Raw genomic sequence first — 23,811 nt, 5'->3', positions numbered from 1 at the left:
CCTGACCATGTCCTTCACCTGTTTTTCCCTCGCTTCTTGCACGCCTTCGCGCAGCTCCTCGGTATCCACCATGGCCCGCTTCCACCCCGCACCGCTGGCGCTGGCAGCAGCGCTGGTGCTGGCGATGCCGCTGGCGGCACATGCCCAATCCGCCACACCGTCCAACCCAGCTAACCAGGCCAGCAGCCTGTCGATTGCGGCCCAGCCGCTGGGCGCGGCGCTGCAGGCGCTGTCCGCAGCCACGGGCGTGTCCATCGGCTTTGCGCCGGCCTTGGTAGAGGGCAAGACGGCGCCCGCCGTCTCCGGCACGCTCACCCCGCAGCAGGCAGCGGACCGTCTGCTGGCCGGCAGCGGCCTCATCGCAGTGCGCCAGGGCGAGGCCATGGTCATCAAGGCAACGCCTGGGGCATCCGACACCAGCACCTTGCCGACGGTGACGGTCACCGCGCAAGGCGAGCGCAACGCGACCAGCGAAGGCACGGGCTCGCTCGCGGCCTCGGCCGTCAGCCTCAACAAGGGCGACCAGTCGCTCAAGGACATTCCGCAGTCCATCAGCGTGATGACGCGCAAGCAGCTCGACGAGCAGGGCGTGAGCGACTTGCGCGATGCGATGAACAAGGTGACCGGCACGATGGGGCTGCAGGGCGTGGGCCAGGGCATGGTGCTGGCCTCGCGTGGTTTCCAGATCGATGCCTGGCAGTACGACGGCGTGGCGATTCCGCGCAACCATTACTCGCTGGGCAACTGGGGGACCGAGGGCATGGTGTTTTACGACCGGCTGGAAGTGCTGCGTGGCGCCTCGGGGCTGCTGCAGGGCACGGGCAGTCCCGGTGGTGCCGTCAATCTGGTGCGCAAGCGCGGCCAGCGGGAGACGACCGTCACCGTGACCGCCCGCGCTGGCTCCTGGGACCGCTACGGCCTGCAGCTCGATGCCGGTGGCCCGCTGAACGACGAGGGCAGCCTGCGTGGCCGCCTGGTGGTGGACGAGTCGCGTGGCCACTCCTTTGTCGACTATGTGAATGAGCGCACACGCTCGCTCTACGCCGCCTTGGATTACGACATCAGCCCCGACACCACGGTCGGCTTTGGCGTGAGCCAGCTCGACAGCAAGGGCCGCCCCTTCATCATGGGCCTGCCGCTGTATGCCGATGGCAGCATGCCCGACCTGCCACGCTCCACCTTCACCGGCTCCGACTGGAACCGCTCGAACGTGAAGCAGACGACGGTCTATGCCGACCTGAACCACCGCATCAACAACGACTGGAAGCTCAAGGTCTCGGCGCTGCAGATGCGCGAGCAAAACGCCTCCTTGCACCAGCGCATGACCGGCACGGTGGCAGCCGGTGGTGGTGATGTGACCTATGACGACTGGTACACCGATTTCGACCTGAAGAAGGTCGCCTTCGATGCCTTCATCAACGGCCGCTTTGAGCTGGCGGGCTTGCGCCACGATGTGACAGTGGGCGCCAACTATTCCAAATACCGCTCCGACGATGTCTATGCCCGCACCTTCACGGCCGGGGCCGATATTTTCAACATCGACCACCACCGGCCCGAGCCCAGCCTGGCCAGCCTGCTGGCCGCCGGTGGCCGGCAGTGGAAGTCTGCCTACGATGTGCGGCAAAAAGGCATCTACGGCAGCCTGCGCACCCGCCTGACCGAGCCGCTCACGGCGATTGTGGGCGCTCGCTCCAGCTGGTACGACTCGCTCTACACCAATGCGCTCAACGACGAGCGCCAGCTCACCACCACCTCCGGTGAGATCACGCCCTATGCGGGCCTGGTGTATGCACTCACCCCGGAGTGGTCGCTGTACGGCAGCTATACCAGCGTGTTCGAGCCCCAGTCCGAGCGCACTGTCGATGGCAAGGTGCTCGATCCGATCACCGGCACCAACTATGAATTGGGCATCAAGGGCGCGCTGATGAACGGCAAGCTCAACACTTCGCTGGCGTTGTTCCGCTACGACCACAAGAACCGCGCCGTCAACGACCTGGCCTCCGGCTATGCCTGCGACGGCTGGTACTGCTCCACCTCGGCCGGCAAGGTGCGCAGCCAGGGCGTAGAGGCCGAAGTCAGCGGCGAAGTGGCGCGCGACCTGCAAGCCATGGTGGGCTACACCTTCAACACCAGCAAGTTCCTGAACGACCCGGCCAACCAGGGCCAGGTCTTCAGCACCTGGACGCCCAAGCACATGCTGCGCGCCTGGCTGTCCTACCAGCTGCCTGGCGATTGGAACCGGCTGAGTGTGGGCGCTGGCGTCGTCGCGCAAAGCCATACCTTGAGCTATGACCGCTCCTTCAAGGTGGCGGGCAACACCATCACCAGCCTGCGTCTGGCCTACCAGGCAACGCCCGAGGTCAGCGTCGCCCTCAACGTGAACAACGTGTTTGACAAGCATTACATCCTGCCGGGCTTTGTCGGCTACACCGGCGGCACCTATGGCGATCCGCGCAATGCCATGCTGACCCTGAAGTACACGCCCAAGCTGTGATTGACACAGGGCCGCCCCGCCCGCATCTGCACAACCCGGCCTTGTCCAAAAACAGCAGTTTTGGCTTTTGCATTGCGCAAACTGGGTTAGGCTGCGATCCGCAAGCGAGAGGGGCGGGCCCTGCAGGGCCGGGCCCATCGCCTCGTGCACCGGGGCCTGCCAGCAGTGGATCGCAATGGCCCCCCCAGCGCCAGCTATTCCCCCGCCCATCAGATGTGCATCCGCTGCGCACGGCACACCCCAGGGGAACCCGCCAGCTATCCCATCCAACCCCTTAGGAGGCACCCATGAGCCAAACCACCTCACCATCCACCCTGTTTCGCCCACTGCTGGCAGCGGCCTTGGCCGTGTCCGCCAGCGTCGGCGCTGCCTTGCCGGCGCAGGCCGATTACCTGTGGCTGCAAACCGAGAACGGCCAGACGCGCGCCCAAGTGGGCGAGCTGCACAAGACGCCAGGACAACTCAGCGAACTGAGCGAACCGCGCCAGGTAGTGGCAGAAGGCAAGACCGTGCCGGCATCGGCCGACCCCTATGTCCTGGCCAAGGAAGAGGGCGCCCCGGCCGACCAGCGCTTTGCCGCCACCCGTGCCGGCAGCGATGGCGTGCTGACCTACTACCAGGCCCGCTTTGGCCGCCACGAGACCCGGGCCGTCCATGACCTGGAACTGGTGCCGACAACGCCCCAGGGCAACACCTACCAGCTGATGTTCAAGGGCCGGCCGGTGGCAGCCAGCCAGGTGAATGTGGACACCAGCGAAGGCTGGCGCCGCGTGCTGGCCCCCGCCAAGGATGGCACTGTCAGCTTTACGCCATCCTTCCCCGGCCTCTATGTGATGGAGGTTACGGCCCGGGTCAACAACGGCAGCGTGAAGCTGGGCGACAAGCAGTACGACGAGGTGCGCCATACCGCTACCTTGAGCTTTGAGGTGCCGCAGTAAGCCAATAGGGCGCCCATTCCCCGCAGGGGCAGGCGCGCCGCTTTTGAGCGGACGCCTGCACAAGTATTGGCTTGGCACGACAATTGCAGCAGTTCGACGGTTGGCCGTCTGCGTATTGCCGCTTTTTGTCTTTCATGAAAAACCTGCCCCTGCTGCAGCAGCACGACCTGCGCCGTGCGCTGCATAACGAAGTCCATTCCCGCCCCCCTGAAGCCCTGCCCGACAACACCGCCGTGTTCTGCACGGTGATGTGGGCCGATGCCGCCGAGCGCGCGGCCAGCCGCCAGTGGCTGCACCAGCTGTTGCGCGATCTGCAGCTGCCCGTGCCCGATGCCGAGGCCAACCACTTGCGCCTGGACCTGGGCAATGGCCGCCTGCGCTGGGAGCTGCACACCGAGTTTGTTTCCTGGACCTGGATGGTGCCCATCCGCCCCGAGGCGCTGGACGAGGCCGAGCTGCCGTCCGCCAGCGACCTGGTGCCCGCCCAATGGCTGGCCGGTCTGCCGGGCCGCTGCCTGCTGGCGATGAACGCCTGGGTGCTGCCCGCATCGCCCGCGCTCGAGAAAAAGGTCGAGCAGCGCTGGCTGTACGAGGACAAGCTCGTGGCATCCAAGGCCTCCGACCAGAAGGCGCAGATCTACACCGATTTCTCCATCCACTCGGATGGCGCATCGCGCCTCTTTGTGCTGAACCAGGGCCTGTCGGCGGCGCGCAATGGCCGCCTGGTGCAGCGCCTGCTCGAGATCGAGACCTACCGCATGGCCGCCTTGCTGGGCCTGCCTGCGGCGCGCGAAACCATGGAAAAGCTCGCCAGCACCGAGTCCGAACTGGCCGAGCTGTCCTCAGCCATCCGCAGCGCCGGTGCCGCCAGCGAGCCGCAATTGCTCGACCAGCTCACCCGCCTGGCCGCGCAGGTGGAGAGCCAGTACGCCGCCCACCACTCGCGCTTTTCGGCCAGCAGTGCCTACTTTGCGCTGGTGCAGCAGCGGGTGGGCGATATCCAGGAAACACGCCTGGGCAGCTACCAGACCATCGGCGATTTCATGGACCGGCGCCTGACCCCCGCGCGCAATACCTGCGTGTCTGCCCACCAGCGGCTGGAGGCGCTGTCCCAGCGCGTCTCGCGCATCAGCAACCTGCTGCAGACGCGGGTCGACATCAGCCAGAAGCAGGGCCGCCAGGCGGTGCTCAAGGCGATGAACGAGCGCCAGGGCCTGCAGCTCAAGATGCAATCCACCGTCGAGGGCCTGTCGGTGGCGGCCATCACCTACTACTTCACCGGCCTCATCAGCTATCTCGCCAAGGGCCTGCAGAAATGGGGGTGGCCACTGTCGCCAGAAACGACGGCGGCGCTGGCCATCCCGGTGATAGGCTTGGGCGTCTGGTGGTCGATTCGCCGCATGCACCATCGCTTGTTCCACGGCGCGGCGGACCAGCACTGATTGTTGGAGAGTTATCTTGTCTGCTTCTGTTGCACCGGCTGCGGTGCTCACGCCCAGCGTGCGCCGGGCCGGCATGGTCTGCGCCGTCGTTGGCGCCATCGCCTTCAGTGGCAAGGCCATCATCGTCAAACTGGCCTACCGCCATGGCGTCGATGCGGTCACCTTGATCATGTACCGCATGCTGTTTGCGCTGCCGCTGTTTGTCATCATGGCCTGGTGGGCTGGGCGTGGCAAACCGGCGCTGTCGCTGCGTGACTGGCTCGCCGTCATCGCGCTGGGCTTTTGCGGCTACTACCTCTCCAGCTACCTCGATTTTGCCGGGCTGAGCTATATCAGCGCGGGGTTGGAGCGGCTGATCCTCTACCTCAACCCCACCTTGGTGCTGGCGCTGGGCTGGCTGCTGTACCGCAAGGTGGCCAGCGGCCGCCAGCTGCTGGGCCTGGCCATCAGCTACGCCGGTGTGATGCTGGTGTTCGGGATGGAACTGTACACCCACGGGGCCGGTCAGCAGGTCGGCTGGGGCGCGACGCTGGTGTTCCTGAGCGCCGTGAGCTATGCCGTCTACCTGGTCTACAGCGCCCAGTATGTGAAGCGCCTGGGCGCCCTGCGGCTGGTGGGCCTGGCCACCAGCTTTGCCTGCCTGTTCTGCATTGCGCAATTTCTGCTGACCCGGCCGCTGCAGGCCGCGCAGGTGGATTCAGCCGTCATCTGGCTGTCCGTCCTCAACGCCACCTTGTGCACCGCCGTGCCGGTGTTGCTGGTGATGCTGGCAGTCGAGCGCCTGGGCGCAGCAACCGTAGCACAGACCGGCATGATCGGGCCCTTGTCCACGATCCTGATGGGGGTGTGGCTGCTTGGCGAGCGCTTGACCCCGGTTATGGTGGGCGGGACCGCCTTGGTACTGACTGGCATCTACGTGTTCACCCACCAAACCAAAAGACAATAAGCGCCGTCAACACGGGATGGGCCGTGGCCTTTCTGTCCTCGCCGGCTGTGCTGCACTGCTTTTCCAGCGCATGCCGCCGGTTTTCCGGGTCGTCTTGGCGACTCCCAAGGGCAAGGCGCACAGCGCCAGCACCTATGCGGTTTGTGACATAGCATCTATATCCACAAGGAGATTTAAATATGGATTTTGGAATTGCCAACAAATGGGCACTGGTCTGCGCGGCCAGCAAGGGCTTGGGCCGTGGCTGCGCGCAGGCGCTGGTCAATGAAGGCGTCAACGTGGTCATCAACGCCCGCGGCGAAGAAGCGCTGAAGGATACCGCCCGCCAGCTCAAGGTGATGGCCGCCATGTGGGCCGCAGCCGCCCCGGGCCGCGTGGCACCCCAGGTGATCGCCGTGGCCGCAGACATCACCACCGAAGCCGGCCGTGCTGCCGTGCTGAATGCCGAAGGCGGCCCTGGCCAGCGCTTTGACATTCTGGTGAACAACGCGGGTGGCCCGCCACCCGGTGATTTCCGCGACTGGGACCGTGACGCTTGGGTCAAGGCGCTGGACGCCAACATGCTCACCCCCATTGCACTGATCCAGACCTTGATAGACGGCATGGCCGAGCGCGGTTTTGGCCGCATCGTCAACATCACCTCCAGCTCTGTCAAGGCACCTATCGACATCCTGGGCCTGTCCAACGGCGCGCGCAGCGGCCTGACCGGCTTTGTGGCCGGTGTGGCACGCAGCGCCATTGCCGGCAAGGGCGTGACCATCAACAATATCCTGCCCGGCAAGTTCGACACCGACCGCATTGCGGCCACCATCTCGGCTACCGCCAGCAAGACCGGCAAGAGCGAAGCCGATATCCGCGAGTCGCAGCAAAAGCAGATTCCTGCCGGCCGCTACGGCACCGCCGATGAGTTTGGTGCCATCTGCGCCTTCCTGTGCAGCCAGCAGGCGGCCTATATCACCGGCCAGAACATCCTGCCGGATGGCGGCTCCTACACAGGTACTTTCTAAGCACCTGTCACCCAAAGCAGAACCGCCCGGGCAGATGCCCGGGCGGTTTTTTTACGTCTGACATGGAGGCTGGCAGTGATCAAGCCTGGTCGTCGTCAAAGAAGTCAAAGCCATCGTCGCCGCTGTCATAGTCGGCGACATCCTGGCTGTTGCTGTCGCTGCGGTTGTTGCTGGTGTCCGACTCGGGCATCCAGCGGTTGACGGAGGAGTCCACATGGTCGCGCCCGGCTTGCTGGGCGAGCTGGTCCAGGCCGCTGTTGTCGCCGCTGCTGTTGGCATTGGAACTGGCCGTGCTGGCGCTGTCCGCAGCAGGGCTGCTGGTGCTGGCTGCATGGCTGGGGTTGGTCGCCGCCTGGGCGGGGTTGCTCCAGAGGTGGCTCAGGCCATTGAACAGCAGCATGCCGCCCGCCACACCGGCGGCCGAAGCAGCAGCCTGGCCCAGAAAGCCGCCCGCTGCTGATCCAGCGCTGGGCTGTGCAGGCATGGGGGCGGGGATAGGGGCGGGCGCTGCCGGGGCCGCGCCAAACCAGCGGCCGCTGCTGGCCGAGGCGGGCGTATCGGCATAGCCTGCAGGGGCAGCGCTGTTGGACGGATAGCTCGGCGCATAGCCCGCTGGGCTGCTGCTGGCCAGGTTGGCATCGGGGGTACGGCCAAAATGCGTGTCCAGCCCGGCACCTAAAAAGCTGCCACTGCTGCTGCCACTGCCGCCAGCCGGTTTAGCGGCAGCAGCCCGGGCCTCAACCAGTTGTGCCTGCAACTTCGCCTCTTGCTGCTGGGCCTGCTGCAACGCCTGCTCCAGCAGCAGGCCACGCTGGGTCAGCCAATAGAGCGCGTCCGGGGTTTGCTGGGCCTGCTGGCGTACCCACGCTTCTGCCTGGCCATCCTTGGGCTGGCCATCGCGCTGGCGCAGTTGCTGGAAGAGGTTCTCGATCAGGGTTTGTTCTTGCGCATTCATCTCGGCATCCTTGCGATGGTGGTGTCACCGCATATGGGATGCACTGTGCGCTTGCGCAAGAGCGCCAGTGTGAAGCCCGCGTTCTTTCCGTAGCAGGTTGTAAGCGATCAAGCCCTGCGCGACGAAATCACAATGCCGGCGACCACCAGCACAAAGGCCGCTGCATGGTAGAGCCGGGGCGGCTCACCCAAAAAGGCAGCCGACAGCACGGCAGCAAACAGCGGCGTCAGGTTGCTGAAAAAGCCTGCCACCGTGGGGCCCACCCTCTGCACGCCGATGCCCCAGCAGCGGTAGGCCAGGATGGCCGGGCCGATGACGATATAGGCAATGGCCCAGAGCAGGGTGCTGCTCATCTGCAGCTGGCTGGCGCCCATCACCCATTCGGTGCCGGCAAACAGGCCCGACCACAGCAGGCCAAAGGCCAACTGGGCCATCAGCAGCAGCGCCCACTGGCTTTTGATGCCGGCGGGCTCATGGGTGCGCACCAGCAACCAGCTGTAGAGCGACCAGCAGGCGGTGGACAGCAGCATGAACAGATCCCCCGGCACCAGGCGCAGCTGGGTCAGCTGCTGCCAGTCGCCATGGCTCAGCACCAGCAGCACGCCGCTGACCGAAAACAGCGCGCCCAGCATCTGCGGCCGGGTGATGCGGGTCTGGAAGAACAGCGCGCCAAAGGCCATCATCCACAGCGGCATGCTGGAAGCCACCAGGGTCACATTGATGGGCCCCGAGGTCTTCAGCGCCATGTACTGGAAGGCGTTGTAGCAGCCAATGCCGAGCAGGCCGATGGTGGCCCAGCGCTTCCAGTGCGGCCACAGCGGGCTGCCCCGGCGCAGAAGGGGGTAGGCCAGCGGCAGCAAGATGGCAAAGGCCAGCAGCCAGCGCACAAAGTTCAGCAGCATTGGCGAGACCAGCTCATGCACCAGCCGGCCCACGACGGCATTGCCCGCCCACATCAGCGGGGCGGCGGTCAGCAGCGCCATGGTCGACGGTGTCAGTTTTTGTTGCATCGCGAGACTGTACATCCCCGTGACAGCAGCGGGTAGGAAAGCGTGGCAGCATGGTGACTGGTGGCACCCAGAACCTAGCCAGAACCTATCCAAGTTCACACAGGAGAATTCCCATGTCTTTGGCAGTACAGATTGCCCGCAATGGCGGACCCGAGGAGATGAAGCTGGTCGACGTGGACGTCGGCGCGCCCGGCCCAGGCGAGGTGCGCATCCGCCACCATGCGATCGGGCTCAACTTCATCGATGTCTACCAGCGCACGGGCCTCTACACCCTGCCGATGCCGCTGAACCTGGGCATGGAAGCTGCAGGCGTCGTTGAAGCGGTAGGCGACGGCGTGCAGCACCTGCAGCCGGGCGACCGTGTGGCCTATGCCAGCAACCCGCCCGGCAGCTACAGCGAAGTGCGGGTGATGCCCGCCACCTATGTCTGCCAGCTGCCCAACAGCATTGATTTTGAGACCGGCGCAGCGATGATGCTCAAAGGCCTGACGGCCCAGTACCTGCTGCGCCAGGCCAAACCGGTTGAAGGCCTGCATTCGGGCGACTTTGTGCTGTTCCATGCTGCCGCTGGCGGGGTGGGGCTGATCGCCTGCCAGTGGGCCAAGGCGCTGGGCCTGCGCCTGATTGCCACCGCCGGCTCCGACGAGAAATGCCAGCTGGCACTGGCCAATGGCGCCGAGGTAGCGATCAACTACCGCACGGAAAACTTTGCCGAGCGGGTCAAGGACATCACCGGCGGCAAGGGCGTCAAGGTGGTCTATGACTCGGTCGGCAAGGACACCTGGGATGGCTCGCTGCAGTGCCTGCGCGCCTTTGGTCTGATGGTCTCGTTTGGCAATGCTTCCGGCCCGGTGCCGCCTTTTGCGCCGGCCATCCTGGCGGCCAAGAGCCTCTATGTCACCCGCCAGGGGCTGTTCACCCATCTGCGTTCGCGCGAGGCCTGCCAGGCCATGGCCAATGACCTGTTTGCCGTCGTCGGCTCGGGCCAGGTCAAGATCCATATTGCGCAGCGCTTTGCGCTGTCCGAAGTGCAGGCCGCCCACCGTGCGTTGGAAGCGCGCAAGACCACGGGCAGCAGCATCTTGCTGCCTTGATATTTCCGTAGCCGATGCAGGCATCGGGTTTTGGGTAGGCGCCGCCTGCCCCCAGGCGCAGATGGACTAACATCCATCTGCTTTTATTTTGATAGTGCCCCATGTCCCCTGTTTCTCCCCCGCAGTTCGCGCCCCAGCCGCCCGCCTGGCTGGCTGCTGCGCGCACGGCCATGCAGTCGCCACCCCGCAAGGCCAGGCTGCCGCTCTGGGTCAACGGCCAGGCGGTTGGCTCTCTGGTGGAGCATTTCTTGATCGAGACCGGCATCGCAGGGCGCCTGGGCGGTGATGCACTGCTGTCCAAGCGTGAGCGCTCGGGCATGGCGGTGTGGCTGCTCGAATCGCCCACGCAAGATGCCACCACCTTGATGGGGCGCCTGGCCGATGCCTTGCGCGATGCTGGCCGCAGCGGCCCCTGGCGCAACGAGCAACTGGCCGTGCAGGCAGTGGATGGCAGCCGCATCGGCACGGTGGAGCGCGGGGCGGTGCGGGTGCTGGGCATAGCGACCTTGGCCGTCCACCTGGTGGGCATGGCCCCGGATGGGCGCCTGTGGGTGCAGCAGCGCGCGGCCAACAAGGCCAACTACCCGCTGCACTGGGACACCTTGATGGGCGGCATGGTCTCGGCCCAGGACAGCCTGGAGCAAGCGCTGGCCCGCGAAACCTGGGAAGAGGCCGGTCTGCAGATCGCCGACCTGCAAGGCCTGCGCCATGGCGGCGTGCTGCGCTTTCGCCAGCCCGACAGCGATGGCGGCGGCGACCTGGGCTATATGTACGAAGACATCCACTGGTATGCCGCCACCGTGCCCGAGGGCATGGCGCCCCGCAACCACGATGGCGAGGTGGCGCAGTTTGCGCTGTGGCAGGCCGATGAGGTCCAGCAGCAGCTGGCGCAGGCACGATTCACGCCCGAGGCCGCCTTGGTCTGGGCCGGTTTTGCAGATTGGATGACATGACAGAGACAGGGAACAAGCAGGGTGCCCCGGTGCAGGCACCCAAGCAGGTGGTGGTGGTGGGTGCCGGTGTGGTCGGCGTGGCCACGGCCTTGGCGCTGCAAAGCTATGGCGTGGCCGTCACCTTGATCGACCGGGGCGAGCCCGGCATGGAATGCAGCTACGGCAACTCCGGCGCGATCAGCCCCGGCTCGGTCGCGCCGCTGGCCTTGCCCGGCATCTTGAAGACCGTGCCCGGCATGCTGATGGACCAGGACGGCCCGCTGTCGATTGGCTGGAAGCACCTGCCCAAGGCGGCATCCTGGCTGGTGGCCTTTGCGCAATCGGCCGAGCCCAAGCGGGTGGCCGCTGCGGCCGAGCGCCTCAACGACCTCTACCAGGGCGCCGTCGATGCGCATGCGGCGCTGGCGCAGAACCTGGGCGTGTCCGAGCTGTTCATGCGGCGCGGCCATCTGCACCTCTACCCCGATGCCGACTATGCGCAAAAAGATGCCACCGGCTGGCAGCTGCGCGCCCAATACGGCTACCAGGTCGAGGAACTGGACCGCGCTGGCATCGAGGCGCTGGAGCCCCAGGCGCCCCAGGGCTATGCCCATGGCCGCTACCTGGCGGACCACGGCACCATCCTGAACCCGCTGCGCTATGTGCAGCGCATGCTGCATGCCTTTGTGCAGCGCGGCGGCAAGCTGGTGCGGGCAGAGGTCAAGGCCATCCGCCCCGATGACAAGGGCTGGGCCGTGCGCACGGGCGATGCCGCGCTGGATGCGCAGCGCTGGCCGCATGTGGTGGTGGCCGCTGGCGCCTGGGCGCCGGCGCTGCTCAAGCCGCTGGGCATGCTGCTGCCGATCGAATCGCAACGCGGCTACCACGCGCAGTTTGCCGGTGCCCAGCACCTGGTGGAACGCACCGTGGTGCTGGCCGACAAGAAGGTGTTTATCGCACCGATGGAAGGCGGCCTGCGCGTAGGCGGCACGGTCGAGATCGCCGGCCTGACGGCGCCGCCCAACCCGCGCCGCGCTGCTGGCATCGAGCGCATTGCGCGTGAGGCCTTCCCGGCCCTGGCCGGCTTGGAAGCCCAGCACTGGATGGGCCACCGCCCCTGCCTGCCCGGCTCCGTGCCGGTGGTGGGCCATGTCGATGCGATCCAGGGCCTGTGGCTGGCCGTGGGCCATGGCCATCTGGGCCTGACCGGTTCGCTGCCCACGGCCCAGCGCATCGCAACCGGCATGTGCGGGCCGCAAGCGCTGCCTTTCTGGCAACTGCGCACCGCTGGCTAACTGGCATCACTAGCAGCCGCTTGGCTGATCGCAGGCGCGCTCAGCCCATCAGCTGCGCCAGCCTGCGCACCGCCGCCGGTATTGGCGCAATCACCGGCAGGTGCAGGCGCTCGGCCAGCGCAATGGCGGCCTGGCCCAGCGGGCCGCCGCCAATGATCACGGCCTGCGCGCCATCCTCGTCCACACAGCGCTGCACCGCTTGCGCCAGTGCGGCTTCCAGTGCCGGGGCATCGCCACTCAGGGCGCGCGGGTCGCCCTCGGTCAGGCGGATGCCGGTGTAAAGATGGGTCAAACCTATCGCAGCCACCCGCCCGGCAATCGGCTCCACCAAATCGGGCGTGACGGTGGCCACGCCAAAGCGCCGGCCACCGCTGGCCGCTTCCAGCATCGAGGCCTCGGCAATGCCCACCACCGGCATGCGGCTCAAGGCCCGCAGCCGCTCCAGCCCCGGGTCGCCAAAGGCGCTGATGATGGTGCCGGCGCAGTCGCTGGGCGCGTCGCGCCAGCAGTCTTCCACCTCCAGCGCGGCTTGCGCCAGCTCGGCCGCGTTGACGATCATTGGCGGGCCCTTGCCGGCGGTGCGGGGCAGAATCTGCCACTGCGCAGGCGCCGCGCGCTGGGCAATGTCGGCCATCATCGCGGTGGTGGCCTCGGACGCATTGGGGTTGATCAGCAGGATTTTGGGCATGGAGCAAAACTAGGATTGGGCCGTGGCAGGCGTGCCAGCCAGGGGCTCGGCATCGGGGGAGCGGCCATAGGTTTCGGGCACGCATTGCACGCTGATGATGAAGATCAGGTACATCGCAGCGGCCAGGCCAAACACGCCGCCCAGGCCAAAGCCATCAAACAGACGGCCTGCGACCAGCGGCATCAATGCACCGGCCGCTGTGCCGGTGGCCAGGATGAAGGCGGTGCCAAAGGCGCGCACCCGGGTCGGGTAGAGCTCGGGCGCATAGATCCAGATGGTGGTGTTGAGCAGCAGCACAAAGAACTGGAAGGTGGCACCGGCAATCAGCAGCACCACAATGCTCTTGGCGGCAAAGCCAATCGTCAGCGCCGCCAGACAGGCGCAGATGGCACCGGCGGTCAGCACCCGTTTGCGCGGAAAGTGAAAGCCCAGCGCCGAGGCCGCAATCGCGCCCAACAGGCTGCCGCTTTGCATCACCATCGTGAACAGCAGGCTCTTGGACATGCTGTAGCCCAGGCCCACCAGAATCGTCGGCATCAAGGTGAGTACAGAAATCTGCGCGCCATAGGTCATCCAGATGGTGATGCACAGCGGCACGGTGCGGCGGCCCAGCGCGCCCCGGAAAATCTCGGTGATGCGCACCTTGATCTTGGCCGCCGTGGTGCTGCTGCCGCCATCGCTGATATAGGGGTGGCTGGCTTGCGCAGCGCCCGCCAGCTTGCCCGATGCCAGGCGCGTCAGCACCGCGTTGGTCTCGGCAATGCGGCCTTGCGACAGCAGAAAGCGCGGCGTCTCGGGGATATAGCGGCGGTAGAACGCAGCCAGCAGCGCCGGCACCATCAGGCAGACAAAGAGCCAGCGCCAGCCGTTGTCACCGGGGAAGATCCAGAACACCAGCAAGCCAAAGGCCGGTGCCAGAAAATTGCCCAGCCCGCCCGCGCCCACATTGACGAGGCCGACCGCCGTGCCCCGGAACTTGGACGAGCAGAACTCCGACAGCATGGTGACCGCAATCGCAATCTCGCCCCCCAGGCCAAAGCCCACCACCGCCCGGCCCAGCGCCATCACCGCCAGGTTGGGCGCCATCGCGCAGATGCCTGCACCAATGGTGAACAGCAGCAGGTCCACCGACAGCATCACGCGCCGGCCATAGCGGTCTGCGATATAGCCCGAGACGATGCGGCCAATCGCCGCGCAGGCAAAGGTCACCGTGTTGAGCATGCCGATGTCCGACGCCGTCAGCCCCCACTGCTCCTTGAGCATGGGCCCGATGATGCCGACCGCGTTCTGTTCGAAGCTGTCAAACAGGCAACCAATCAGGATCAAAAAGATGATCGTGTGGTGCGAGCGGGTCACCCCTATCTTGTCGAGGGCTTGGTCGAGTTCGGCCACCTTGGGAGAGTCGGGTGCAGAGGAAAGTGCAGGTCCACCAGCCATTGAAAGCTCCTTGAGAAGAGTCGTGCTTGCTCGATTCGGATCGCTGCGCCAGTGTTGGGCAGGTCATCGAAGTTTGGTATAGGTATTTCACTAATATGGTGCATGTGAAATTGAAATTTCATGCACCAGGCATGTTTAAGCAAGCAACGTGCCATCTATCTCGGCATCGGGGAACATGGCGGTGGGGGTGGTTTTCTCAAGGCAAGGGCGCAGCAGCTGCTGCACCGGCGGCGTAAGGAGCCACAAAGATCCATGAAGTGAAGGCTGATTGCGTCAGGGTGCAATCACCGTAGCCGCCAGAGTTGCAGCGACTGGCCTGCTAAGTGACAGTGTTCGTGCGAACGGTTTGATGGGCTTTTGAATGCCTCTGAACGACCCAAAGCAGTCGTTGGGCACACGCAGGAGCGGACGCTCAAGACCGTATGAAAGGCATCGGCCAGTTGTCCAAGCCTTCTCTTCCGTATTCGCGCAAATGCGAGTCTGAATGCTGGGCTAGGTACTCCAGTACCTCCCGAGATTCCGGCGTCCCAATTCGAGCAAGGGCGTACGCGCACTTGCGCTGGAACTCATGAAGGTTCTGCCATCGAACCATGTATGGAAAAGTTGTTTCGGCGGCTTTAGCAATCGCTGGAATAGCGGCAGGGTCCCCGAAAATCCCCAGGTCTAAAACGATGTCTTCATGACGCTCGTGGCCATGAAGGCCCAAGAGTTGAATCATCAGGGGCACCCGGGATCTATTGTCCTCCGCGAGGGCGTCCAACGAAGTGCAGAGCACGGTGGCATCTAAAGAGCTACTCATTGCGTGTACCCGAATTTCTGGTTGTGGCCGAATTGAGGCATCGTACCAGCAGCTCCTTGTGGCAGCGCATGACTGTTGCTGCTCGACCCGTAGCCGAAGTTCACCGCCCTCGGAAGCTGACGGTCAAACCATCAGCAGTTTCGACCATGGAGAACTCTTTATCTCCGAAATTGCTTCGCTTGCCCCACTCTTCCGGTAAACCGCAGCGATGGCGTCTTTCTCTAGATTTAATTGGGCCAATTCTTCGCCAATAGGCCACTCACGGAGGTGGATATGTTCGCCGGGGTAACTTGGAAGCGTTGCTCTGATTGCCCTAATCAGCGATTGATGTCCGCCCACTTCGGGATCTGAACAACCTTCAATTTCACGAAGCGCCAAATCAACCAACCATTGATTTTGAGGAGCTCTATTCCTGGCTATTCTTAGGTAGTCGGCGAATGGCATCATGGGGCGGAATGCAGCAAGAAAGGCCGCATAGACTACTCCTCCCCAACCAAAATTAGAGGTTAGGTCGGATATCAATTTTTCATTCACGGCTGCGATGGCCTTGGAAACCGCATAGTGCATCTCCAGTGGTTGATACAGAACATCTGGAAAATGGCTCAAGACACTCCTCAATTCTTGTATATCGCGATGCATCTTTTGGAGCAGCCTGAGCGCATTGTCCTCACGCGCGATGAGCACACAAGGAATAGGCTCTAGCAAAGCCAAGACATCCGATTCAACGTAAAACGAAACTGGCATCATTTGGGATGAAGCGATAAATAGAAAGTCGGCGCATGGCCGCAATCGGCTCGGTCACTGGTGTCGATTTCCAAAGTATGTACCCAACGTCTCCAACAGCACACGGTTTCTGTCATAGATCTCGAACCAAACGTTGAAGCCCGCCAGCCTTAAAAGACTGTGAAGCTCACGCGTGAACTCGCAAACCATCTCTTCATCGCCTGCAATCGCCCCATTGAAAAGAAATTGACTATGGTGGTCACCGTATGCTTGAAATGACGCGTCTGCAATTTCCATTCGAATGCTTTCAGCGCCGTCGAAATTAGATACCTTCAGCCAAACTTCCGCATCACGAAAGCGCCGTAGGGTGGCCGCGAACTCCTTCATCCGGCCGCTGCAGTCAATGAGCCCATACACGTTATTGAGTTCCGGAATTTCCATGTCGATTCGCCCGGCGAGTGTTTGCGGATGGCTGCATGGACGTCCGCTAACGAACGGCCGCATCTGGCCGTTCTGCGCCTGTCATAGCATGACTGGAAGAAATCCAACGACACCTACTTGCTGCAACTCTACCCTCTTTTGAGGTAATAAAATTCTTCCCAATTTAATTGGGGCGAAGTCCGATTACCATCTTCGGTGGTACTTGCCCATTAATATCGAGCGGGAGGGCATGCACCCTATCGATTGCCCGAAGTACTGCGCTGTCCCAGTCTGGTACGCCACTTGATTGTGTAAGGGTACGCCTAATGATGACTCCATCAGTCCGTATCTCAAGGGTGACTTCAGCACGCGGATTGTCTGCTCGACTCAATTGTTTGTACGCAAGATTTTTGCGAATTGCTGCTGCTACTTTTTGTGCATATCTGCCATCATGCAAGCTCGCCGGTCCGGGCAGTGGGACAGGTGGAAGCCGAAATCTTTGCCGAGCAGTTATTGCTGCATTTGAAAATGGGTAGAGATGCAGAAGATTCTCCACGACTTCGATTCCTTGTAGTCGATTTCCTGCTTCTATTTGGCAAGCTGAAATTAAGAGCAGTGCTTCAGGTGCAAGCGCACTATCTTTGGCCGCTGCAGTCTTCTCTAAAGCTGAAATTGCACGATCGTAGTGACGCTGTGCATAGTGGGCAGTTCCAAGCCAATAATAAGCTGCGGGTATCAAGCTTCCGCTGGTATGTGTCTTTGTAAATTGCTCAAATGCGTCTTGTGCGCCGGGGAATTCAGCACGTTGGACTAGATCTAATGCCGCCTTGAACTGAATTATTTCCTCTTCAGCTTCTATTGAAGTTGCTCTCTTTTCGCGTAGGTCTTGAGGGGCATCGGCTAGATTTTGGTTTTTAGCTTCTGCTGACTCCATGTTAGTACAACCTGCTAAAGCAAAGAGATTGAATATTGCAGTGAATAGGAAAACAGTTTTCATACAAATTTTTTTATAACTATTGCCCAAGATTGACCCACGAAGTGCGGCCGCATCCTAAGCCGGACAGCTTTCCAGAACGACCGCTCATGGCCGTAAGCCGTCATCCTAACGTCGAATGCACATCGGGCTCTGCCGGCCCTGCCAGTCAGCTACCTGCACGAGCCAATCCTCTAGCCGTCCCTTCTGAGCAACCACACACTCCTGACCTCGCACCATGAGCAGATCTGTCCCCTGGTTTCTGGCATCCAGCTGCAAAACTGTGTTGCTAGTCGCGAACAGTACAACGCCCTAGCCGCTGCTGCACAAAACAGGCGCGTCCCGCGAGACTTCAAAACTCCTGGTGCTGCTCATGCTGCTGCTCAATGGCAGCCAGGCGCTTGCGGCCTGGCGCGCCGGCGGCCTCCAGCACCATCGTGGCCAGCAGGTCGCAGACGGCCATCACGGCCACATGGTTGTCCAACAGGCCTGGGCCATGGCAGTCGCACTGGATGGACCAGGTGGCCGCCGCATAGTGGGGGGAGGCCTGGTCGCTGACCAGCAGCACCGAGGCGCCAGCCTGGCTGGCGCTGGCCAGCAGTGCGGCCATCTGCCGGGTCTGGCGGCGCATGCCAAACAGGATGACGCAGTCGTTCTTGCCCAGTTGGGCGGTGTACTCGGCCAGGGTCTCGCCGGGGCCGGGCAGGCTGATCACCTGGGGCACCACCTGAATGATCTGCCAGCGCAGGTACTGCGCAAAGGCATGGCTGCTGCGGCTGCCAAAGATAAGCACCTGGCGCGCAGCGATGATGGCCTGCACGATCTCGCTCAGTTGCGGCTCGCTCAGCTGGTCCAGGGTGTTTGTCAGGTTGGCCAGCGAGCGCTCGCGGTGGGTCGCCAGCATCTGCCCGCGCTGAAAAGCCTCGGCCGCCGACTGGAACAGCGGCGAGCCGCTTTGCTTGTCCTCGCGCACCTGGCGGCGCGCTTCTTCGTAGTTCTCATAGCCCAGGCGGCGGATAAAGCGGCTCACCGTCGAGGGCGACACCTTCGCCAGCTGGGCCAGCTCATTGCCGGCGTAACTGGCCAGCTCGCCGGGGAACTCCAGCACAAAGTCGGCCAGTTGCCGCTCGGTGGCCGGCAGTGCCTGCAGGTGCTGGCGCACCCGCTGCAAAAAGGATTCGGTCGCTGGTGGTCGCATCGCATGGCGGCGGGCCGGGGGGCCTGCGGCTAAAGGGGGATGAAGCGATTCTAGGGCACCCCATCCACCACGGCGGTGCTTACCCAGCCTTGGCCAGATAAGGCTTGAGCCAACCCAGACCATCGCTGGTGGCATGGGGCGCTGCACCCCGCGCAGGCTTGTACTCGCAGCCCATCCATCCGTCGTAGCCCAGGCTGTCGAGCAGCGCAAACAGATAGGGGTAGTTCAGCTCGCCCACATCGGGCTCATGGCGCTCGGGCACGCCGGCGATCTGGATATGGCCGACCTGGCCCGTGGGCAGGTACTGGCGGATCTTCATCGCCAAGTCGCCTTCGACGATCTGGCAGTGGTACAGGTCCATCTGCACCTGCACATTGGCGGCGCCCATCTCGGCCACCAAGGCATGGGCCTGGTCCTGGCGGCTCAGGAAGAAGCCGGGCATATCACGGCCATTGATGGGCTCCAGCAAGATGCGCACACCCAGCGCCGCCGCCTGCTCGGCCGCATGGCGGACATTGGCGATGTAGGTGGCGCGTACGGTAGCGGCATCGGCGCCCGCAGGCACCAGGCCGGCCATCACATGCAGGCGCGGGCATTGCAGCGCCTGGGCATAGCGCAGCGCCTGCGTAATGCCGTCGCGGAACTCGGCCTCACGCCCAGGGATGCAGGCAATACCGCGCTCACCCCGGTCCCAGTCGCCCGGCGGCGCATTGAACAACACCTGCTGCAGGCCTTGCTGCTGCAGCAAGGCCTGCAGCTGCTCGGGCGCGTAGGCGTAGGGGAAGAGGTACTCGACGGCCGTAAAACCATCGCGGGCGGCGGCGGCAAAGCGGTCCAGAAAGTCCAGGTCGTTGTAGAGCATGGACAGGTTGGCAGCAAAACGGGGCATGGGGGTGCTTTTCAAAAAAAGGGGCGGCCAGCAGGCAAGCGATCAGCGTGCGGCAGGCCTTGGTGTGGTTTTACCAGTGGGCGCCAAAGCTCTGGCGCAGCTCGTCAATCTGGGCGTCGCTCAGCGGCGCGGGTGGCTGCTGGCGGCACTGGTTCCAAAGCAGGGCGGTTTCCTCCAGCTCTTCCAGCACGGCCATCGCCGCAGCCGGGCTGTCGTGCCAGACATTGGGGCCCAGGCGTGCCAGCATCACCGCGCGGATCGGCCGGCCCGCTGCCGCGTACTCTGCAATCGCCTCGGCCACGGCCTGCGCCGCGTCGGGCGAGCCGGGGCGGTGGTAGGCGATATGCGGCACGCGGCCGACCTTCATCACAAAGTAGGGCGTCAGCGCAGGCAGCAGCTCGGCGGCGGGCACCACCTCCGGCACGGCAGTGGCTCGCAGCGAGCAGGCCACCAGCTGGCGGCTGTGGGTGTGGATCACGCTGCCAGCGGGCGTTGGCGTGTTGGCGCTGGCCTCGTAAATGCGCCGGTGTAGCACGATGGTCTTGCTGGCGCGGTCACCGCTCAGCTGCTGGCCTTGCAGATCGAGCTTGGCCAGGCGCTCGGGCTGCAACTGGCCCAGGCTGGCATCGGTTGGGGTGATCAGGTAGCCATCGGCTAAGCGCACACTGATATTGCCGGCGCTGGCATGCACATAGCCGCGCTGGAACAGCGATGCGCCTACCCGGCAGATCTCGGCGCGGGCGCTGGGTTCGTCCATAAAGACCATGGTGTTCAGCCTTGCAGGGAGGTGAATGCTTTGGTGAAGAAATCGGTGCTGCCAAAGTTGCCCGATTTGAGCGCGATGTGCAAGCCCTCGGGCGCTGCCGGGCTGGCCGCATGGCACCAAGGCACACCCGGGTCAATCTGGCCGCCAATGCGCATCTGTGCAATGCCCAGCGCCTGCACGCAGGCGCCTGATGTTTCTCCACCTGCTACCACCAGCTGCCGCACGCCCAGCTCCACCAGGCCGCGCGCAATCGCTGCCAGGGTTTGCTCGACCAAGGCCCCCGCCTGCTCCACGCCCAGCTGGGCCTGGATGCTGCGCACCGCATCGGGCTCGGCGGTGGAGTAGACCAGCACCGGCCCATTGGCCAGATGCGGCCGGGCCCAGTCCAGTGCCTCGCGCACCACCGCATCACCAGCGGCCATGCGCAGCGGTGCCAGCGCCAGGGCCGGGCGGCCGCTGGCGATGAACTGCGCCACCTGGGCATTGGTCGCCACCGAGCAACTGCCGGACACCACCGCCTGCAGCCCAATGGCCGCAGGCAAGGCGGCCGCCTGGTGGCTGGCCTGCAGGCCAAAGTTGGCGGGCAGCGCAATGGCGACGCCCGAGCCTGCGGTCACCAGCGGCAGATCCGCCAGCGCCGGGCCCATGCGCAGCAGGTCGTCGTTCGATACCGCGTCGACAATCGCAATGCCCACGCCCTCGGCCTTCAGCGCAGCAATGCGGCTGCGGATGGCGTCTGCGCCTTGTGCAACCACGCTGTGGTCAATCAAGCCCACCTTGCGCCGGGTTTGCGACTGCAGCACGCGCACCAGGTTGGGGTCGGTCATGGGGGTCAGCGGGTGGTTCTGCATGCCGCTTTCGTTCAGCAGCACATCGCCGGCAAACAGATAGCCCTTGAAGACCGTGCGCTTGTTGTCCGGAAAGGCCGGGGTGGCAATGCTGAAATCGCTGCCCAGCGCATCCATCAAGGCATCGGTCACCGGGCCGATATTGCCGGCGGGCGTGCTGTCAAAGGTGGAGCAGTATTTGAAATAGATCTGCTGCGCGCCCTGGCCTTGCAGCCAGCGCAGGGCTTCCAGCGACTGGGCGACGGCCTGCTCAGCGGGGATGGTGCGCGACTTGAGGGCCACCACCAAGGCATCCACCTCAGCATCGAGCGGGCCGCTGGGCACGCTAATGGTCTGCACCACGCGCATGCCGGCGCGCACCAGGTTGTTGGCCAGGTCGGTGGCGCCGGTAAAGTCGTCGGCAATGCAGCCCAGCTTCAAAGTGGCGCCGCTCATCGCTGGCCTCCGTCGTTGGCGGCCTGGGGTAGGGTGATGCCGGGGAAGATCTTGATCACCGCGCTGTCGTCTTCCTTGGCATAGCCCGCCGTGGATGCCTGCATGAACATCTGGTGCGCGGTGGCCGCCAGCGGCAGCGGAAACTTGCTGGCGCGTGCGGTATCCAGCACCAGACCCAGGTCCTTCACAAAGATATCGACGGCCGACAGCGGCGTGTAATCGCCCGCCAGCACGTGGGCCATGCGGTTTTCAAACATCCAGCTGTTGCCGGCGCTGTGGGTGATGACCTCGTAGATCGCCGCAGCATCCACCCCTTCGCGCAGGCCCAGGGCCATGGCTTCGGCCGCAGCGGCAATGTGCACACCGGCCAGCAGCTGGTTGATGATCTTGACCTTGCTGCCCGCGCCGGCCTTGTCGCCCAGGCGGTAGACCTTGCCGGCCATCGCATCGAGCACATCGCCCGCTGCTGCATAGGCCGCTGGTGTGGCCGATGTCATCATCGTCATCTGGCCGGCCGCTGCCTTGGCCGCGCCGCCGGAGATGGGGCCGTCCACATACAGCACACCGCTTTGGGCCAGGCGCGCCTCCAGCGCGATGGACCAGTTCGGGTCCACCGTGGAGCACATCACAAAGGTGCTGCCAGCGCGCATCGCCGCAGCGGCGCCATGCTCGCCAAACAGCACGGCCTCGGTCTGCGCGGCGTTGACGACGACCGACACCACCACATCCACCTGCGCCGCCAGCTCCGCCGGGTGGGCGCAGGCCACGCCACCGGCGCTGGCAAAGTCTGCCGCCGCCCCCGGGCGCACATCACAGACATGGACCTGGTAGCCCCGGTTGCGCAGGGTTTGGGCAATGCCCAGGCCCATGGCGCCCAGGCCGATGACGCCCACCTTGGCGTGCTGTGCGTATGTAGTCATTGGAGAAGCTCCCGTGAATCAAAGATAGAGAATGCCCGGCCTGGTGGCGGGGCACAAGAATGCAAGCGACAAATAGGCAAGCGATTAACCAGGCTGCGGATCAGGCCACCAGCGCCCAGACCAGGCAGGTCAGCGCAAAGCCGGCGACACCCAGCACAGTCGTCAGCACCGTCCAGCTGCGCAGCCCATCGGCCACGCTCAGGCCCAGGTAGCGGGTCACAATCCAGAAGCCCGAGTCATTGACATGCGACAGCCCCAGGCCGCCAAAGCCGATGGCCACCGTCAGCACGGCGATCTGCACCGCGCTGTAGCCGCCGCCCTGAATGCTTTCGGCCAGCAGGCCGCAGGTGGTGAGAATGGCCACCGTTGCCGAGCCCTGCGCGGCGCGCAAGGCCAAAGAGATGACGAAGCCCAGCAGAATCAATGGCAGGCCGGTGCCCGACAGCGCCTGCGACAGCGCGGTACCGATGCCGCTCACCGTCAGCACCTTGGCAAACACGCCACCGGCGCCCGTCACCAAAATCACCGTGGCCGCTGCGGGCAGCGCCGATTCCATCACCTCATTGGTGCGCTTGCGCGTCCAGCCCAGCGGGCGCACCAGCAGCACAAAGGCCAGGCCAATCGCGACCATCAGCGCAAACACCGGTGCGCCGGTAAAGGCCAGAAAATCACGCAGCGCATCGCCCTTGGGCAGCATGGTCGCCGCCGTCGTGCCCAGCATGATGAGCGCCAGCGGGGCCAGGATCAAGGTCAGCACGGCACCCACGCCCGGCAGCTTGGCGGCAGGGGCATCGGCGGCATCACCGCTGCCAAAGTTGCGGAACTGGGCCTCGGCCTCGGGCAGCATCGCGTAATGGCGGCGGTTCAGCAGGCGGCCCACCCACTGGGCCACAAAGGCCAGCGGTATGCAGATGCCCAAGCCAATCAGCGTGATCCAGCCCACATCGGCCGACAGCACCGCAGCGCCGCCCACAATGCCCGGGTGCGGCGGTACCACCACATGGGTGGCCAGCATGATGCCGGCCACCGGCAGCCCGAACTTGATGGGGCTGACCCCTGCGGCCTTGCAAAAGCCATAGATGATGGGGATCAGGATGATGAAGCCCACATCAAAGAAAACGGGGATGGACAGCACCAGCGCGGCCGCCGTCAGCGCCGCAGGCACCCGCTTGGGGCCCAGCAGCTGGCTAAAGCGCTGCGCCAAGGTATTGGCGCCCCCTGATACCTCGATCATCCGGCCCAGCATCGCGCCTAGCGCCACCAGGATGGCCACCGAACCCAACGTGCCGCCCATGCCGGATATCAACGTTGGAATGATTTCAGCGAGCGGAATGCCGGTTGCCAGCGCCACCAGCAGGCTCACCAGCATCAGCGCCACAAAGGCATGGACTTCGAATCGGATGATCAGCAGCAACAGCGCAGCAATGCTGGCGCCTGCAATGCTCAGAAGGGCAATGGTCGTCATGTGAAGGACTTGTCTCGTTGACTTGTTAGAAGAACTTCCCAGGCCCTTGAAGCCGGAAAGACTGGTATGGTTATCATACAAATTTGGCGCGATCATAGCATTGGCTGGCTGCGGGTTTGCGCGGTACTTTCCCGAGG

Annotated in this window: 21 protein-coding genes; 8 read left to right on the top strand and 13 right to left on the bottom strand. The window is 64.1% G+C overall.

All coding sequences use genetic code 11. From position 1 onward, the window contains the following. Nucleotides 1-7 precede the first annotated feature (7 nt). The 5 genes from LPW39_RS05455 (at nucleotide 8) to LPW39_RS05435 (ending at nucleotide 6,827) form a co-directional block, all read left to right on the top strand. A complete protein-coding gene (locus tag LPW39_RS05455; protein ID WP_230771975.1) occupies nucleotides 8-2,494 on the top strand; it encodes a TonB-dependent siderophore receptor in 2,487 nt (828 codons plus the stop codon). Nucleotides 2,495-2,781: 287 nt separating this feature from the next. Then, the gene (locus LPW39_RS05450; RefSeq protein ID WP_230771973.1) at nucleotides 2,782-3,432 is read left to right on the top strand and encodes a DUF4198 domain-containing protein; all 651 of its coding nucleotides are present in this window, start codon (nucleotides 2,782-2,784) and stop codon (nucleotides 3,430-3,432) included. Between the two features lie 134 nt (nucleotides 3,433-3,566). Continuing rightward, nucleotides 3,567-4,874: a DUF3422 family protein gene (locus LPW39_RS05445; RefSeq protein ID WP_230771971.1), complete on the top strand. Its 1,308-nt coding sequence runs from the start codon at nucleotides 3,567-3,569 to the stop codon at nucleotides 4,872-4,874. A gap of 73 nt (nucleotides 4,875-4,947) precedes the next feature. Next, entirely contained in the window at nucleotides 4,948-5,820 is an 873-nt protein-coding gene (locus LPW39_RS05440) for a DMT family transporter (protein ID WP_230772891.1), read from the top strand. Between the two features lie 179 nt (nucleotides 5,821-5,999). Then, nucleotides 6,000-6,827: an SDR family oxidoreductase gene (locus LPW39_RS05435; RefSeq protein WP_230771969.1), complete on the top strand. Its 828-nt coding sequence runs from the start codon at nucleotides 6,000-6,002 to the stop codon at nucleotides 6,825-6,827. Between the two features lie 79 nt (nucleotides 6,828-6,906). On the opposite strand, the gene LPW39_RS05430 is transcribed toward LPW39_RS05435, so the two are convergent. After that, a complete protein-coding gene (locus LPW39_RS05430; protein WP_230771967.1) occupies nucleotides 6,907-7,782 on the bottom strand; it encodes a DUF2076 family protein in 876 nt (291 codons plus the stop codon). A gap of 107 nt (nucleotides 7,783-7,889) precedes the next feature. Continuing rightward, entirely contained in the window at nucleotides 7,890-8,792 is a 903-nt protein-coding gene (locus tag LPW39_RS05425) for a DMT family transporter (RefSeq protein ID WP_230771966.1), read from the bottom strand. A 113-nt stretch (nucleotides 8,793-8,905) separates the two neighbouring features. On the opposite strand from LPW39_RS05425, the gene LPW39_RS05420 reads away from it, so the two are divergent. From LPW39_RS05420 to LPW39_RS05410, 3 genes are all read left to right on the top strand, one after another. Next, nucleotides 8,906-9,886, top strand: a complete 981-nt coding sequence (locus LPW39_RS05420; protein WP_230771964.1) for a quinone oxidoreductase family protein — start codon at nucleotides 8,906-8,908, stop codon at nucleotides 9,884-9,886. A gap of 101 nt (nucleotides 9,887-9,987) precedes the next feature. Continuing rightward, nucleotides 9,988-10,839, top strand: coding sequence for an NUDIX hydrolase (locus LPW39_RS05415; RefSeq protein WP_230771962.1), 852 nt, complete (start codon nucleotides 9,988-9,990; stop codon nucleotides 10,837-10,839). Continuing rightward, nucleotides 10,836-12,113, top strand: coding sequence for an NAD(P)/FAD-dependent oxidoreductase (locus LPW39_RS05410; RefSeq protein WP_230771960.1), 1,278 nt, complete (start codon nucleotides 10,836-10,838; stop codon nucleotides 12,111-12,113). Before LPW39_RS05415 ends, LPW39_RS05410 begins: the two co-directional genes overlap by 4 nt. A 40-nt stretch (nucleotides 12,114-12,153) precedes the next feature. Here LPW39_RS05410 and LPW39_RS05405 read toward each other — a convergent pair whose 3' ends face one another. The 11 genes from LPW39_RS05405 to LPW39_RS05355 form a co-directional block, all read right to left on the bottom strand. After that, on the bottom strand, nucleotides 12,154-12,801 hold the full coding sequence (locus tag LPW39_RS05405; protein ID WP_230771958.1) for an aspartate/glutamate racemase family protein: 648 nt from the start codon (nucleotides 12,799-12,801) through the stop codon (nucleotides 12,154-12,156). A 9-nt stretch (nucleotides 12,802-12,810) separates the two neighbouring features. Next, nucleotides 12,811-14,238 carry an MFS transporter gene (locus LPW39_RS05400; protein WP_230771956.1) on the bottom strand — a complete coding sequence of 476 codons (1,428 nt, stop codon included), beginning with the start codon at nucleotides 14,236-14,238 and terminating at the stop codon, nucleotides 12,811-12,813. A gap of 922 nt (nucleotides 14,239-15,160) precedes the next feature. Beyond that, nucleotides 15,161-15,784, bottom strand: a complete 624-nt coding sequence (locus LPW39_RS05395; RefSeq protein WP_230771955.1) for a hypothetical protein — start codon at nucleotides 15,782-15,784, stop codon at nucleotides 15,161-15,163. Nucleotides 15,785-15,835: 51 nt separating this feature from the next. Next, nucleotides 15,836-16,201, bottom strand: a complete 366-nt coding sequence (locus LPW39_RS05390; protein WP_230771953.1) for a hypothetical protein — start codon at nucleotides 16,199-16,201, stop codon at nucleotides 15,836-15,838. 163 nt (nucleotides 16,202-16,364) lie between these two features. Next, the gene (locus tag LPW39_RS05385) at nucleotides 16,365-17,177 is read right to left on the bottom strand and encodes a TonB C-terminal domain-containing protein (protein ID WP_230771951.1); all 813 of its coding nucleotides are present in this window, start codon (nucleotides 17,175-17,177) and stop codon (nucleotides 16,365-16,367) included. A gap of 328 nt (nucleotides 17,178-17,505) precedes the next feature. After that, nucleotides 17,506-18,351, bottom strand: a complete 846-nt coding sequence (locus tag LPW39_RS05380) for a MurR/RpiR family transcriptional regulator (RefSeq protein ID WP_230771949.1) — start codon at nucleotides 18,349-18,351, stop codon at nucleotides 17,506-17,508. 79 nt (nucleotides 18,352-18,430) lie between these two features. Next, nucleotides 18,431-19,240, bottom strand: a complete 810-nt coding sequence (otnI, locus tag LPW39_RS05375; protein WP_230771947.1) for a 2-oxo-tetronate isomerase — start codon at nucleotides 19,238-19,240, stop codon at nucleotides 18,431-18,433. A 70-nt stretch (nucleotides 19,241-19,310) separates the two neighbouring features. After that, nucleotides 19,311-19,997 carry a class II aldolase/adducin family protein gene (locus LPW39_RS05370; RefSeq protein ID WP_230771945.1) on the bottom strand — a complete coding sequence of 229 codons (687 nt, stop codon included), beginning with the start codon at nucleotides 19,995-19,997 and terminating at the stop codon, nucleotides 19,311-19,313. A 14-nt stretch (nucleotides 19,998-20,011) separates the two neighbouring features. After that, entirely contained in the window at nucleotides 20,012-21,289 is a 1,278-nt protein-coding gene (gene otnK / locus LPW39_RS05365; RefSeq protein ID WP_230771944.1) for a 3-oxo-tetronate kinase, read from the bottom strand. Continuing rightward, entirely contained in the window at nucleotides 21,286-22,209 is a 924-nt protein-coding gene (ltnD, locus tag LPW39_RS05360; RefSeq protein ID WP_230771942.1) for an L-threonate dehydrogenase, read from the bottom strand. The genes otnK and ltnD overlap by 4 nt, the downstream gene beginning before the upstream one ends. A 100-nt stretch (nucleotides 22,210-22,309) precedes the next feature. After that, nucleotides 22,310-23,674 (bottom strand): GntP family transporter, encoded by a 1,365-nt coding sequence (locus LPW39_RS05355; protein ID WP_230771940.1) that lies wholly within the window; start codon nucleotides 23,672-23,674, stop codon nucleotides 22,310-22,312. Nucleotides 23,675-23,811 lie beyond the last annotated feature (137 nt).

Source organism: Comamonas koreensis (assembly GCF_021026195.1).
In the GTDB taxonomy this organism is placed as follows: Bacteria; Pseudomonadota; Gammaproteobacteria; order Burkholderiales; family Burkholderiaceae_C; genus Comamonas; species Comamonas koreensis.
The sequence above is the reverse complement of the archived record's forward strand: the minus strand, read 5'-3'. Positions and strand labels throughout refer to the sequence as shown.